Source organism: Falsihalocynthiibacter sp. SS001, assembly GCF_042445055.1.
In the GTDB taxonomy this organism is placed as follows: Bacteria; Pseudomonadota; Alphaproteobacteria; order Rhodobacterales; family Rhodobacteraceae; genus Falsihalocynthiibacter.
Genome location: NZ_CP170339.1, coordinates 1,503,794 through 1,517,857, shown reverse-complemented (window position 1 = coordinate 1,517,857; position 14,064 = coordinate 1,503,794). Strand labels below are relative to the sequence as shown.

The window sequence follows — 14,064 nt, the reverse complement described above, 5'->3', positions numbered from 1 at the left end:
ATTTCCTGCGTGCGGTTTTCTCATGTCTTGAAAATCCGCACTTCCATGGTTTCGTGTCGCATCGCCGAAATATCACCAGCAAACGCAGCGCTCGTAATCTCAGACACCTGCGCGGCGACGGCTTTGCGGGCCACTTGGTGGATGGTGGGATGAAGCGCCGCGAGGGTTTTCTGTCCTTCGGTCTGGCCCAATGGAACAAAGCGAACGCCAACCGAAACCAAGTTCGACGCGAACGCGTGTAAATATAGGCTTACCACTTCCTCTGACGTCAGAGACAAACGCCTCGCCGCCATTCCTACAACAACGGGTAATGGCGCGTGTGGCAGGTCGAAATAGGCAATTCCATTCACCGTATCGGCAAAGGCACGGCCCTGCGCTTCTGTCTCAATTAAACGCTCTCGGCTTGCGGCCATTGCTCGCGCAACGTCGGCTAAGTCCTGCCCCGCCATACTTTGAGAGAGTAGGATCGCATCGACATGTCCCGCACCAAATTCCAGTACATCCGTAATCCAACGCTCAAGCCCCGCACTATCGGTGACCTGTCCGTCCTCCACCGCATACTCAAGCCCATGCGAATAAGCAAAACTCCCAAGCGGGAATGCGGGCGAGAGCCATTGCGTAAGAGTGAGTAAATCAAGGTTCATCGCGCTACTCGTGATGCTCGTGCGCATGATCGGCAGGCCCATGGCTATGGCCAAATGTGCGCCCATGCCCATAGGCCCCCCCTTCGGGGTTAAACGGCCGCATCATTTCCTCTACCTTCGCACCAAGCTGCACCAACATTTTAGCGAGCACGTGGTCCTGTTGAATAATGAGGTGATTGGCTTCGATCTGACAGGGGGTGTGGCGATTGCCAATGTGCCACGCAATTCGAGGAAGGTTTTCGCCAGTAACGACCAATACGGCCTCTGGCGCTGCCTCTATGCGGGCAAAACTTCCATCCTCAAGCGCAAGCGCGCCGCCGTGTTCAAGGTTCGTGACCTTCTCGAGGTCAAGAAGGACAATACGGCCAGCGGATGTCTGAAGTCGTTTGCGCCGCAACAAGCGCCCCTCGTAGGGCAATGCGATTGTGTCTGCGGCTGTGCGCGCTGGTTCTGGCAGATGCCCAAAATCGTGCGCCGTCAGGACCGAATGACAGGCAAGCGGATCCCGAGTGGGTTGTGTGGGGGGCGTCATAGCGGCGCCCCCATCACAAAACTTAGATGTGCATCATGTCGCCAAAAACACGGCGTGCAATGTCTTCGCGCTTGAGACCCATATCGGCGAGCTGACGATCGCTCATGGCTTGTAGGCGCTGAATTTCGTTCGCACGTGAATTTGCGTCGATGATGGAACCCCAGAACGCGCTGATTTTCTTCCCGACTGCAGCGAGTGCGGAAGGTGCTTTTGCGGATTGAATTTCTGTTGATACGAATGCCATTTGTCTTCTCCATTTCATCGGTACGAATATCGTCTTCTTGTCCAACAATATGGAGCCCATGCTGCACCGCAGCAAGGGGAGTTTGCGAAACCCGGCTATGCGCTGAGCGCAACCCCTGCCCCGTTAACCCTATTTTTACTGTATATTTTTGCATTTCCTTAACTACCTCACCTGTAGTGTCGTGGCAGAACCAAAGAAGAACCCTATGATTTACCACCTCGTATCCCACGCTGCGGCCACTGCCATTCGCCCTCATATTTTTGGTGCGCCGCTTCGCGACATTCCACCATTTATCGGACCGCGCGATGAGCTGCCCTTGCGCCGCTCTCCCGATGGTCGCCTCCCAGAATGGCAGGAGGACGGCATCATTGACCTCGTCAACCGCGATGGCATTTTCTGTCAGTAATGCGCTCCGCTCACCCATGGCCTAGAACATGAAATAGCGCTGAGCCATCGGTAGGCTCTTGGCGGGCTCACACGTCAAAAGCTCACCATCCGCACGAACTTCGTATGTCTCCGGATTCACTTCGACCTTGGGTGTCGCGCTATTCATAACCATGTCCGATTTGCCGATGCTGCGCGTATTTTCGACCGCGAGCGTAGTCTTGTTCAAACCGAGCGATTTACCGAGGCCATCTGCTTGGGCGGCGGCGCTCACGAAGGTCACGGCGGAGTGGGCAACTGCCCCTCCCATCGCACCGAACATCGGACGTGTATAAACGGGCTGTGGCGTTGGGATCGAGGCATTCGGATCGCCCATTTGCGCCACGACTATGGAGCCGCCCATCAACACCATCTCGGGCTTTACGCCAAAGAATGCCGGCGACCAGAGAACCAGATCCGCGCGTTTACCGACCTCGATTGTACCGATGTGGCGCGAAATACCGTGCGCAATCGCGGGGTTGATCGTATATTTTGCAATATAGCGCTTGACCCGCACGTTATCGTTTTCGCCCGTTTCCTCAGATAGTCGCCCGCGCTGTTTCTTCATTTTATCAGCGGTTTGCCACGTACGGATCACCACTTCACCAACCCGCCCCATGGCCTGACTATCACTCGCAATGATCGAAAACGCTCCGAGATCATGGAGGATATCCTCGGCGGCAATTGTTTCGCGTCGGATGCGGCTCTCTGCGAAGGCCACGTCCTCTGGAATAGCCTTATCAAGGTGGTGGCAAACCATGAGCATATCGAGATGCTCTTCGATGGTATTAACTGTATAAGGGCGCGTCGGGTTGGTGGAGGAAGGGATCACATGCTGCTCGCCAACGACCTTGATGATGTCGGGCGCGTGTCCACCACCCGCTCCTTCGGTGTGGAAAGCGTGAATTGTGCGGCCCTTAATCGCCGCAACCGTATTTTCAACGAACCCGCTTTCATTCAGCGTATCCGTATGGATCATCACCTGAACGTCCATCTCGTCCGCGACCGTAAGGCAGCAATCAATCGCGCCGGGAGTTGTGCCCCAATCCTCGTGTAGTTTCATCGCACAGGCGCCGCCCTTGATCATTTCTTCAAGCGCGGCTGGGCGGCTCGCGTTGCCCTTGCCCGCAAGGCCAATATTCATGGGAACGGCATCAATGGCTTGCAACATGCGCCCGATATGCCATGGTCCAGGAGTACAGGTTGTCGCCAATGTGCCGTGCGCGGGGCCTGTCCCCCCTCCGAGCATTGTGGTCACGCCAGAGTGAAGCGCGTCTTCCATCTGTTGGGGACAGATAAAGTGGATGTGGCTATCAAACCCACCCGCCGTGAGGATACGCCCTTCGCCCGCGATTACCTCGGTGCCGGGGCCAATAATAATATCGACGTTTGGCTGCGTATCGGGGTTACCCGCCTTGCCAATCGCTGCGATGACGCCGCTCTTTAGACCGACGTCAGCCTTATAAATACCGGTCGTATCCACAATTAGCGCGTTGGTCACAACGGTATCGACGGCTCCTTCGGCACGGGTCATCTGGCTTTGCCCCATGCCGTCTCGGATTACCTTGCCGCCACCGAACTTCACCTCGTCACCATATGTGGTCAGGTCTTTTTCAACCTCGATTATCAGGTCCGTATCCGCAAGCCGAACGCGGTCGCCCGTGGTGGGGCCATACATATCCGCATAGGTCGCGCGTGAAATTTTTGCAGGCATAGGTTTTCCTCTGTTTCATTTCCCACTCAGTGTCATTGGCGGGATATTCTTTGTTTGGCGTCGACGGCGGCTAATACTCGGAAGCAAGATCCTTCAGGCGCTGGGTGCGCGCGATCGTTAGATCTTCTAGGCAGGACGAATAGACAAACGGCTCCATAGAGCCCCCCTTAAACGTCCAACTCTCGGCCTCGCACGCCGCATCTCGGTATTTGATCCAAAGCCGTTGCGCCCCCAAGAGAGCATCGGCAGCACCTTTTTCGCTTTCGGACACAAAACTATCGAGCTCTTTCATTCGGGCCATCGCTGGCCCCCATGCTTGGTTCAACTCGGCATCGGCGGTCATGTACCGTTCGTGTGCACAGTGGTTCATGTCGCGCTGCGTTACGGCATCGTTGCAATCGACCTGTTGTGCAAAGGCGGGTGTTCCCAACAATAGAAGTGCGAGTAGAGATTTCCTCATAGCCGCCCCATGACCGCTTGATTAAACCCGTACACTTCGCGCTTTCCACTCAGCGGAACAAGCGTGACTTCGCGCGACTGCCCAGGTTCAAAACGCACCGCAGTACCAGCCGCAATATCAAGACGCATTCCGCGCGCGATTTCACGATCAAACTCTAGCGCAGGATTAGTTTCAGCAAAGTGATAGTGGCTCCCGACCTGAACGGGGCGATCACCCGTATTCGCGACCATACATGTTCGGGTTTCGGCCCCCTCGTTTAGCGTAATCTCGCCTTCTGCTGTCATTATTTCGCCAGGTATCATTTGAACCTCACTTTTTGCTTAACGAATGGGATGGTGCACGGTCACTAGCTTGGTGCCGTCGGGAAACGTTGCTTCGACCTGCACATCGTGGATCATCTCTGGAATCCCCTCCATGCATTGCTCAGCCGTAATGACATGTGCGCCGGCCTCCATCAGCTCGGCGACTGTGCGCCCGTCGCGCGCGCCCTCCACCACGAAATCGGTGATAAGCGCAATGGCCTCTGGGTGGTTCAACTTCACGCCACGCTCAAGCCGCCCACGGGCGACGATTGCAGCGAGACTGATCAGTAGTTTGTCTTTTTCTCTTGGACTTAGGTTCATTTTCTTCCCTATTTCTGCCAGACGCGCGGAAGCGGTTCCGTGCGTATCACACTCAATATTTTCGCAAGGGCGCGGTGCAATGGCCACGCATCTGCGGCCATCAAACGCACGACCGCTTTGCCGTTCCAACCACTCGCCGCAATGGTGACGCCCTCAATTCCCTCGATGGCGCGGCGAATGGGGGTTACGGCGTCTTCTGCTCCTGTCGCGAAGTATCCAATGGTCGAGATTGCCTTTGACTGCGCAAGGGTTACGCTGCTTGCTGGATTACCAAGAACGCGGGCGTCAAACCCGAAAGGTTCGATCCAAACGGGCGCACCGTTGCGCCGGACCTCACGCCAATCGGCGAAGCAGGCATCTGTTAAGGTCTCTCCCATCGCTGCACGCCCCAGAACGATGGTCTCGACCATCAGAAAACGCGCGTCTGTGGCGAGATCGACGATGGTTTTTCGCCTTACGTTGGAGCCTTGGAACAAGATCGTTTCCTGCGGCAACCAATCAAGCCGCGCACCTTCCGCAACCGTGAGCGATACATCAATCAGGCCCGTTCCCGCCGAGGATTCATATGCACGTTCCGCTGTTTGCGTCGTCGCCGTCGCAGATGCATTCGCACCGACATTCAATTCATATGAAATATGATCGCCGCCCGTCACACCGCCCGCAGTATTGAGAAAAACAACCTCTGGCATTGGCGCGTGAACAGATGGCAAAAACACCTTTGCCGAACCGGATTGATGCAATCCCTTTAGCCGAACACGGCCAGCGCGAACCTGTAAATCCGCAAATCCACGCCCAACCATGCGCTGCATCTTGGGGCCCAAGGAGCGCGCCGACTCGTCAATATTTTTGTTCGTTAAGTCCAGCATGGCCCCTCTTTCGAGCCGAAACTAAGAAAGCCGCCATAGGGTGGCAAGCGCCGCACCTCGGAATCCGCCGATTTCGTGCCGAAAAAATATACCTTTGCTTAAAATTTAATCAGAGCATCCTCCGACACCGAAATTTCACTAAAGACAATTCCGAGAATCCACGCTGGAAAAACCCGCGCGAATTGTGTAGCGCAGGGGCATGACCCAGACACTGACGCTCAAGCGCCCCGACGATTGGCACCTGCACCTGCGCGATGGCGCTATGCTTGCGGCTGTCCTGCCCGAAACCACACGCCATTTCGGCCGTGCGATCATTATGCCCAATCTGGTGCCCCCCGTCGTGACCGGAGCCCAGGCTCAGGCATACAAAGACCGCATTCTGGCCGCGATGCCAGAGGGAGCAGACTTTAATCCCCTCATGACGCTCTACCTCACGGAAGAGAGCGATCCGGACGACATCGCCGCCGCACACGCAAGCGGACTTATCTCTGCGGTGAAGCTTTACCCAGCGGGCGCGACGACCAATTCCGCAAGCGGCGTCAGCAACTTTGATAAAGTGCGCCCTGCCCTTGAGAAGATGGCCGAGATCGGCTTGCCGCTTTGCCTTCATGGCGAAGTGACAGACGCAGAGATTGATATTTTTGACCGCGAGGCCGTGTTCATTGATCGCGTCCTAGATCCGATCCGCCGCGCAACGCCCGAACTCAAGACGGTAATGGAGCATATCACGACCAAGGACGGCGTGGATTATGCCAAATCGCAAGACAACCTTGGAGCCACCATCACGACGCACCACCTTGTGATTAACCGCAATCATATTCTGGTTGGCGGAATCAAGCCGCACTACTATTGCTTACCTGTCGCCAAACGCGAACTGCACCGCGTTGCCCTCCTTGAGGCCGCAACAAGTGGAGACAAACGTTTCTTCCTTGGAACCGATAGCGCACCGCATACTGATAATCTCAAGGAAAACGCATGTGGCTGTGCAGGGTGCTTTACCGCAACCAACACGATGTCAATCCTTGCGGAAGTGTTTGAGAAGGCAGACGCGCTGGACAAGCTAGAGAGCTTCACATCGCTCAACGGCCCCGCGTTTTATGGCATGCCAGCAAGTGAAAAGACCCTGACCCTTGCCAAGGGCGCACCCGTTACCTACCCCGAGAAAATCACCGTCGGCGATGAAACTGTAACTGTTTTCGATCCCGGCTTCCCGCTTCACTGGTCGGTTACGGCCTAGCCCGCCCAAAGGACACGCTATGATCCCCACTTCTTATCCTGACGCCACAGAAATTGCGCGTCTGACCGCGAAAATGCTCTTGGAAATCAAGGCCGTGCACTTCAATGCGCGCGAGCCTTTCACGCTCGCCAGCGGCCTGCCCAGCCCGACGTATATTGATTGCCGCAAGCTGATCTCCTATCCACGCATTCGCAGCACATTGATGGATTTCCTAACAGTGACCGTTATGCGCGACGCGGGCTTTGAGGCCTTTGACAATGTCGCAGGCGGCGAAACTGCGGGCATTCCGTTCGGTGCGATGGTTGCCGAGCGTATGGCCCTCCCCATGAGCTATGTTCGCAAGAAACCCAAAGGCTACGGACGCAACGCGCGTATTGAGGGCGAAATGACCGAAGGACAGCGCGTTCTTCTGGTCGAGGATCTAACCACCGACGGCGGAAGTAAGCTGTCGTTTGTGGATGCCATCCGCGAAACGGGTGCAACATGCGGCCACACTGCAGTGATTTTCTACTACGGTATTTTCCCCGAAACCGAAAAGACACTCGGAGATCACGGTGTGAGGCTTCACCACCTCTGCACATGGTGGGATGTCCTTGCCGAAGCAAAAGACTCGGGCGCGTTTGATTCTGAGACCCTGACTGAAGTCGAAGCCTTCCTCAACGACCCGCGCGGCTGGCAAGAAGCGCATAAATCTTAAGTTTACGACGCGTAATAATTCTACATCTAGGCGTAGCACCTCGCTGATCGCCTAGATGAAGCGGCAAATCAGTTATCCACAAAAATATACAGTTTGCGAGAACGGGCCTGCTTGCGTTATGAACCCCCTGCATATTGGGGGCAACAATGAACGAAATCGTACCTGTTAATGATCAATCCGGAATGCCAACGACGCAGTCCGACACGTCATCGACACCATATCAGCCACATAATATTGAAGCCGAGCAACAGCTTCTCGGCGCGATTTTGACCAATAACGAAGTGTTCGATCGGGTTGCCTCGGTCCTGAACGCCTCGCATTTCTACGAACCAACTCATGCGCGAATCTATGAGCTGGCTTCAAACCGCATCGCCAAGAACATGAACGCCTCTCCTGTGACGCTCAAAGCGTTCATGGAGGATGACGAAGGCCTGAAAGAGCTAGGCGGCCCCGCCTATCTTGTTCGACTAGCCGGCGCTGCGATTTCAAGCTTTGCGGCCCGAGATTATGCGCAAATCATCTATGACCTAGCTATCCGCCGCGAACTCATGGCGCTTGGCCGAGAGATCGTGGACAAAGCAGCCAACGTAGACGTGGCGAGTGAACCAAAAGAGCAGATCGTTGAGGCCGAGCAGGCGCTTTATGCGATGGCAGAGCAAGGACAAGCCGAAAGCGGCTTTCAGTCCTTCCTCAAGGCGGTGACAGAGGCAGTCACCGTCGCCAATACCGCATATCAGCGCGAAGGTGGCCTAGCAGGTATTTCGATGGGCCTGATTGATATGGACAAGATGCTGGGCGGCCTGCACCGCTCCGACCTTTTGATCCTTGCTGGTCGTCCCTCGATGGGGAAAACCTCGCTTGCGACCAACATCGCCTATAATATCGCCAAGGCCTATAAAAAGGGCAAACGCCCAGACGGCACCGAAGGCGCAATCGAAGGCGGCGTCGTGGGTTTTTATAGCCTCGAAATGTCCGCCGAGCAGCTCGCGACGCGTATTCTCTCTGAGGCTGCCGAAGTTCCATCAGGGCAAATCCGTAACGGCGACATGACCGAAGAAGAGTTCCGCCGCTTTGTTGAAGCCGCCAAGCGACTTGAGAGTTGCCCGCTTTACATCGACGACACTCCCGCCCTGCCCATTTCACAGCTTGCCGCACGGGCGCGGCGCCTCAAGCGTACTCACGGGCTTGATGCGTTGATTGTGGACTATCTTCAGCTCGTGCGCCCCGCATCCGCAAAAGACAGCCGCGTGAACGAGGTTTCAGAGATCACGCAGGGCCTCAAGGCGATTGCCAAGGAACTCGACATTCCCGTCATCGCCCTATCCCAGCTCTCGCGGACGGTTGAAAGCCGCGACGATAAGCGCCCACAGCTTTCCGACCTGCGGGAATCGGGCTCGATCGAGCAAGACGCCGACGTTGTGATGTTCGTGTTCCGCGAGGAATACTACAAAGAGCGTGAAAAACCGGGCGATCACGAGCTTGATAAGATGGCAGCTTGGCAAGAGGAAATGGATGCACTTCACGGTAAGGCCGAAGTTATTATCGGCAAGGCGCGTCACGGTCCTATCGGCCACGTCGAGCTTGCGTTTGAAGGGCAGTTTACGCGCTTTGGCAACCTCGCCAAGAAGTGGCAGAGCGACCCGCAGGGGTACTAAATTAGCGCGCCGTTCGCTCGTTTTAGGTGCCCTGCTGATTTTCCCTTGCTACTCCCTTCGGCAATCGTCAAAACGATGCCCATGTCGACAGGAAAACTAAAAATTGATCTCAACGCGCTGGCCTCAAACTGGCGTACTCTGGACGCTCTCACGGGACCAACCGTTGAAACCGCCGCGGTCGTAAAAGCCGACGGGTATGGCTGTGGTGTAAGCCGCGTCGCCAAAGCTCTCGCTCAGGTGGGTGCGCGCCGCTTCTTCGTCGCCACCGCCGAAGAAGGTGCCGGCGTGCGTCAAGCGCTCGGCCCCGGGCCAGAAATTTGTGTGTTTTCAGGGCATATGGCGGGCGACACGGATATGATCCACGATCTGCAACTTACGCCGATGCTCAATTCGCTCAGCCAGATCACGCGGCATTTCGAATCTCTACCGGGATCGCACTTTGGCATACAACTTGATACAGGCATGAGCAGACTGGGCATGGAGCCAACCGAATGGCACGCGGTGCGCGACATTGCGCTCTCGCAGTCGCCACGCTTGGTCATGAGCCACCTTGCCTGTGCAGACGAGCCTGATCACTCGGCCAATGACGCGCAATTACAGAACTTTCGCAACATGACCCAAGGTGTGTCTGCCCCGCTCTCCCTATCGGCCACGGGCGGCATCTTACTTCCGTCAGAGTATCACTTCGATATTGTCCGTCCGGGCGTTGGGCTCTATGGTGGCCTCCCATTTGAAGACGCATCGCCTGTCGTGCATCTTTCTCTCCCCGTTATCCAAACACGCACCCTCGAAGAAGGCGACACCGTGGGGTATGGCTGTACTTGGCAGGCAGATAAACAAACGGTTGTTGCTACCGTTTCGGGTGGATACGCGGACGGCATTTTTCGCGCCCTAAGCAACAATGCGATGTTCTGGTTCGGGAACATCCCATGCCCAGTCATCGGCCGTGTTTCGATGGATTTGATTACGGTCGACATTACGCATCTGGACCAGTCGCCCGAGCAACTTGATCTACTTTGCGAACATCAAACCGTTGATGACCTTGCGCTTGCAGCCGACACCATCGGTTATGAAATTCTAACGTCGCTAGGCCATCGCTATACGCGCCGCTACGGAGAAATCCTGTCGTGATCCTGCGTATGATAACCGCTCCGCTCGCGGCCTTGGGCCGTGCTGTTATCGGCCTCTTGGCTGCCATTGGTCGGGTCGCGATTTTCGCAGGACAGATCGCGGGGCATATCTTCCGCCCACCCTTCTACTTCAAAGAGACGCTGCACTCTATTGTAAATATTGGATATTTCAGCCTTCCCGTTGTGGGCCTCACCTCCATCTTTACGGGTGGAGCGCTGGCGTTACAAATCTATGCAGGCGGCGCACGCTTCTCTGCTGAGGCTGTTGTTCCCCAGATCGTTGCAATCGGTATGGTGCGCGAACTTGGGCCCGTTCTGGTCGGCCTGATGATAGCAGCACGCGTCACATCCTCTATCGCTGCCGAGATTGCAACGATGCGCGTAACCGAGCAGATCGACGCGCTCGTGACTCTCTCAACCAATCCCATCAAATACCTCGCTGTTCCACGGGTTGTTGCCGCTTTGATTACGGTTCCAATCCTCGTTGGGATTGGCGATATCATTGGTATTTTCGGCGGCTATATTATCGGAACGGGTAGCCTTGGGTTTAACTCCGCCGCTTACCTCCACAACACCGCCAATTTCCTTGAGCCACTAGATATCATTTCATCGCTCGCCAAGGGCGCCGTGTTTGGCGTCATCGCCGCTGTTATGGGCTGTTACTATGGCATCAATTCCGGCAGAGGTGCACAGGGCGTCGGGCGCGCAACCAAGGGCGCAGTCGAAGCTGCGGCGGTTCTGATTTTGGCTGCGAACTTCATCCTAACCGGAGTGTTTTTCTCGATATGATCACTCTTTCGAACGTACATAAGAGCTTTGGAAACAACCACGTTCTACGCGGTGTTGACCTCGAGCTCCCGCGAGGCGAAAGCATGGTTATCATCGGCGGCTCAGGAACGGGAAAATCGATCTGTATCAAATGCATACTCGGACTAGTCCATCCCGATAGCGGCAAGATTTCCGTTGATGGCGAAGACGTAAAGAAGGCCGAGCGCGACGCGTTTCTTGCGCGGTTCGGGATGCTCTTTCAGGGCGGTGCACTCTTTGATTCCATGTCGATCTGGCAAAACGTTGCCTTCCGCCTGTTGCGCGGCAGCCTCAAGCGCCCAAAATCCGAAGCCCGCGAAATCGCCATTGAAAAACTGCGCCGCGTCGGACTTTCGCCTGATGTGGCGGACCTTTTTCCGTCGGAACTCTCTGGCGGTATGCAAAAACGCGTAGGGCTTGCTCGTGCTATCGCAGCCGAACCAGAGATCATCTTTTTCGATGAGCCCACCACTGGCCTCGATCCGATTATGTCGGGCGTTATCAATGAGTTGATACGCGAAATTGTCGTGGAAATGGGTGCAACTGCGATCACCATCACCCACGATATGTCAAGCGTGCGCGCCATCGCCGATAAGGTCGCGATGCTTCATAACGGCGTCATTCAATGGACCGGCCCTGTCGCAGAAATGGACGCAAGCGGCGACCCGTATTTAACGCAGTTCATCAACGGAACCGCCGAGGGCCCGATCGAAGCCATACGCTAACCCAGCAGCTTTAACGAATTGTTAGGCATTATTTGATCAGCATAAGTCTTGGTTCTGGCCAATAGGAGACTTATGCCATGCTGGTTGAGTATTACGTGCGCTTCATTTTTATGATCGCTCCTGCGATTGTGACGTTCTTTGCTGCGCGACGTGTGATGTATTCGCGCAGCGATCATTGGAGCGTCTATATGATCAATGCGGCTTGGGGAGTTTATGTAACCTTCGCAATTGGCAAAGATATCCTCACCGCAACGGCCCCACCCCTTGAGGCGTTTGCCGTGGCAACAACGCCAGTCATTTTCTGGTCGATAACGGTTGCAATCTGCAATCGCCGCAACACGTTTACCCGCCGCTACGCAGCACGCAAATCGCGCGGCGAGTTTGAGGATGTTTTGCTGCCAGAAGAGCGCTTTCTGACCTAGGGACCGCCCGCTCTTCTCTCTTGCAACCGTCGCCATAAACTGCGACCTCTATGCGGATGAGCCTGCTGCGTATTGCCAACCTCTGTTTGCTGATTGCATTCCCCATCTCGTGGTTTGCACCATTGTTGCGCGCTGGTATTCTCCCCCTCTTCAGCCTATCAGAAATATCAGTCATCTCGGGCCTCCAAAGCCTCTGGGGGGCGGATGTGTTCTTGGCGCTACTGGTCACATTCTTCGCGATATTTGCGCCCTATATGAAAACGATTGGCCTTGCTCTGGTGCACTTCGATCTTCTGGATCGCCGCACATTGCCAACGATCCATTTCTTGGGGCGACTGGCGATGGCCGATATTTTCCTTATGGCGCTCTATATCGTGATCATCAAAGGGATTGGCGTTGGCCGTGTCGAAGCTGCTTGGGGGCTTTATGCCTTTACGGGCTGTGTTCTTATTAGTTTAGCCATTTCATTCGCAACTGAACGCTTGGAAAAAGCGCGGGCTTAGGCAATAAACCGTTATGGCAAAAATAAAAAACTTCGTTTGCAAATCATGCGCGGCGACCTTCTCCAAATGGTCAGGGAAATGCGACTCTTGCGGTGAATGGAATACGATTTCCGAAGAAGTCCCGTTTTCCTCTGGCCCAGCAAGCAAATCGCTCGGCACAAAGCGTGGAAGCAGAGTCGCGCTGTTTGATCTCGCGACCGAAGAAGCCCCACCCCCTCGGACCCGCTCAGGATCAGGAGAGTTAAACCGCGTTCTGGGTGGTGGTCTTGTGCCTTCAAGCGCTGTGCTCGTGGGGGGAGATCCGGGCATCGGGAAGTCCACGCTTCTGCTTCAGGCAGCGGCAAGCTTCTCTCGGGCGGGGCTAAAAACGATCTATGTTTCCGGCGAAGAAGCCAGCGCACAAGTGCGGATGCGCGCGCAGCGTCTTGGCCTTCAGGATGCGCCCGTTCGCCTCGCGGCGGAAACCAACCTGCGCGATATCCTCACCACTCTAGAAGCAGAACAACCCGACCTCGCGATCATCGACTCAATTCAAACCATGTGGGCCGACAATGTGGATTCCGCACCAGGATCGGTAAGTCAGGTCCGCGCGGCATGTCACGAGTTGACGACGTTCGCCAAGCGCAAGGGAATGGCCGTTATCCTCGTTGGACACGTCACCAAGGAAGGGCAAATAGCTGGACCGCGCGTTGTTGAACACATGGTGGACACCGTGTTGTATTTTGAAGGCGAGCGCGGACATCAATTCCGAATCCTGCGTGCTGTAAAAAACCGCTATGGCCCCTCGGACGAGATCGGCGTTTTTGAAATGACGGGCAAAGGACTTGCCGAGGTCAAGAATCCTTCCGCATTGTTCATGGGCGATCGCGAAAACCCCGCCCCCGGCTCGGTTGTTTTCTCTGGAATTGAGGGCACCCGCCCCGTTCTGGTTGAGCTTCAAGCGCTCGTATCCCCTTCTCCGCATTCTCAGGCTCGCCGCACCGTTGTAGGCTGGGACGGAAGCAGATTGGCGATGATTTTGGCCGTTCTTGAGGCCCGGTGCGGCGTTCCGTTTACTGGCCTTGATGTCTATCTGAACGTCGCTGGAGGGCTGCGCGTGACAGAACCCGCCGCCGATTTAGCTGTTGCGGCTGCGCTACTTTCCGCGCGGGAAGATCATTCTTTGCCATCTGACACTGTGGTTTTCGGCGAAATTAGCTTATCAGGGGCTCTAAGACCCGTTGGTCAAATGGAAAATAGGTTGAAAGAAGCCGAAAAACTTGGTTTCTCCTCGGCTATCACGCCCTCGGGCGGTAAAAAACTAAATCACGCGGGGATGAAGGTTAGCACCGTGCCAGACCTCGCCACCTTCGTTAAGGACGTATTCGGGGATTCATAACCCC

18 protein-coding genes are annotated in these 14,064 nt (G+C 55.5%); 10 read left to right on the top strand and 8 right to left on the bottom strand.

Annotation, left to right across the window (positions count from 1 at the left end):
* Nucleotides 1–20 precede the first annotated feature (20 nt).
* Genes ACFE33_RS07335 through ACFE33_RS07325 form a run of 3 tightly spaced genes read right to left on the bottom strand, consistent with a single transcriptional unit; the run spans nt 21 to nt 1,420 of the window.
* On the bottom strand, nt 21–644 hold the full coding sequence (locus tag ACFE33_RS07335; RefSeq protein WP_380058675.1) for an urease accessory protein UreF: 624 nt from the start codon (nt 642–644) through the stop codon (nt 21–23).
* A 4-nt stretch (nt 645–648) separates the two neighbouring features.
* Entirely contained in the window at nt 649–1,176 is a 528-nt protein-coding gene (locus tag ACFE33_RS07330) for an urease accessory protein UreE (protein WP_380058526.1), read from the bottom strand.
* Nucleotides 1,177–1,198: 22 nt separating this feature from the next.
* A complete protein-coding gene (locus tag ACFE33_RS07325; RefSeq protein WP_380058525.1) occupies nt 1,199–1,420 on the bottom strand; it encodes a DUF1127 domain-containing protein in 222 nt (73 codons plus the stop codon).
* A gap of 205 nt (nt 1,421–1,625) precedes the next feature.
* Here ACFE33_RS07325 and ACFE33_RS07320 point away from each other — a divergent pair, with 205 nt between their 5' ends.
* Nucleotides 1,626–1,826 (top strand): hypothetical protein, encoded by a 201-nt coding sequence (locus ACFE33_RS07320; RefSeq protein WP_380058523.1) that lies wholly within the window; start codon nt 1,626–1,628, stop codon nt 1,824–1,826.
* Between the two features lie 21 nt (nt 1,827–1,847).
* Here ACFE33_RS07320 and ureC read toward each other — a convergent pair whose 3' ends face one another.
* From ureC to ACFE33_RS07295, 5 genes are all read right to left on the bottom strand, one after another.
* Nucleotides 1,848–3,557: an urease subunit alpha gene (gene ureC / locus ACFE33_RS07315; RefSeq protein WP_380058521.1), complete on the bottom strand. Its 1,710-nt coding sequence runs from the start codon at nt 3,555–3,557 to the stop codon at nt 1,848–1,850.
* A gap of 70 nt (nt 3,558–3,627) precedes the next feature.
* Nucleotides 3,628–4,017 carry a lysozyme inhibitor LprI family protein gene (locus ACFE33_RS07310; protein WP_380058519.1) on the bottom strand — a complete coding sequence of 130 codons (390 nt, stop codon included), beginning with the start codon at nt 4,015–4,017 and terminating at the stop codon, nt 3,628–3,630.
* On the bottom strand, nt 4,014–4,319 hold the full coding sequence (locus tag ACFE33_RS07305; protein ID WP_380058517.1) for an urease subunit beta: 306 nt from the start codon (nt 4,317–4,319) through the stop codon (nt 4,014–4,016). Before ACFE33_RS07305 ends, ACFE33_RS07310 begins: the two co-directional genes overlap by 4 nt.
* Before the next feature lie 18 nt (nt 4,320–4,337).
* Nucleotides 4,338–4,640 (bottom strand): urease subunit gamma, encoded by a 303-nt coding sequence (locus tag ACFE33_RS07300; RefSeq protein WP_380058515.1) that lies wholly within the window; start codon nt 4,638–4,640, stop codon nt 4,338–4,340.
* Between the two features lie 8 nt (nt 4,641–4,648).
* On the bottom strand, nt 4,649–5,506 hold the full coding sequence (locus ACFE33_RS07295) for an urease accessory protein UreD (protein WP_380058514.1): 858 nt from the start codon (nt 5,504–5,506) through the stop codon (nt 4,649–4,651).
* Nucleotides 5,507–5,705: 199 nt separating this feature from the next.
* Here ACFE33_RS07295 and pyrC point away from each other — a divergent pair, with 199 nt between their 5' ends.
* The 9 genes from pyrC (at nt 5,706) to radA (ending at nt 14,060) form a co-directional block, all read left to right on the top strand.
* Nucleotides 5,706–6,743 carry a dihydroorotase gene (gene pyrC / locus ACFE33_RS07290; RefSeq protein ID WP_380058512.1) on the top strand — a complete coding sequence of 346 codons (1,038 nt, stop codon included), beginning with the start codon at nt 5,706–5,708 and terminating at the stop codon, nt 6,741–6,743.
* A 19-nt stretch (nt 6,744–6,762) separates the two neighbouring features.
* Nucleotides 6,763–7,440 carry an orotate phosphoribosyltransferase gene (locus ACFE33_RS07285; RefSeq protein ID WP_380058510.1) on the top strand — a complete coding sequence of 226 codons (678 nt, stop codon included), beginning with the start codon at nt 6,763–6,765 and terminating at the stop codon, nt 7,438–7,440.
* A gap of 182 nt (nt 7,441–7,622) precedes the next feature.
* On the top strand, nt 7,623–9,095 hold the full coding sequence (locus tag ACFE33_RS07280) for a replicative DNA helicase (protein ID WP_380058674.1): 1,473 nt from the start codon (nt 7,623–7,625) through the stop codon (nt 9,093–9,095).
* Between the two features lie 81 nt (nt 9,096–9,176).
* The gene (gene alr / locus ACFE33_RS07275; RefSeq protein ID WP_380058508.1) at nt 9,177–10,226 is read left to right on the top strand and encodes an alanine racemase; all 1,050 of its coding nucleotides are present in this window, start codon (nt 9,177–9,179) and stop codon (nt 10,224–10,226) included.
* 8 nt (nt 10,227–10,234) lie between these two features.
* Nucleotides 10,235–11,014, top strand: coding sequence for an MlaE family ABC transporter permease (locus ACFE33_RS07270; RefSeq protein ID WP_380058672.1), 780 nt, complete (start codon nt 10,235–10,237; stop codon nt 11,012–11,014).
* Nucleotides 11,011–11,757 carry an ABC transporter ATP-binding protein gene (locus ACFE33_RS07265; protein WP_380058506.1) on the top strand — a complete coding sequence of 249 codons (747 nt, stop codon included), beginning with the start codon at nt 11,011–11,013 and terminating at the stop codon, nt 11,755–11,757. Before ACFE33_RS07270 ends, ACFE33_RS07265 begins: the two co-directional genes overlap by 4 nt.
* Before the next feature lie 77 nt (nt 11,758–11,834).
* Entirely contained in the window at nt 11,835–12,179 is a 345-nt protein-coding gene (locus ACFE33_RS07260) for a hypothetical protein (protein ID WP_380058505.1), read from the top strand.
* A gap of 62 nt (nt 12,180–12,241) precedes the next feature.
* The gene (locus ACFE33_RS07255; RefSeq protein WP_380058671.1) at nt 12,242–12,682 is read left to right on the top strand and encodes a paraquat-inducible protein A; all 441 of its coding nucleotides are present in this window, start codon (nt 12,242–12,244) and stop codon (nt 12,680–12,682) included.
* Nucleotides 12,683–12,695: 13 nt separating this feature from the next.
* Complete coding sequence (gene radA, locus ACFE33_RS07250; protein WP_380058503.1) at nt 12,696–14,060, top strand: DNA repair protein RadA; 1,365 nt, start codon at nt 12,696–12,698, stop codon at nt 14,058–14,060.
* Nucleotides 14,061–14,064 lie beyond the last annotated feature (4 nt).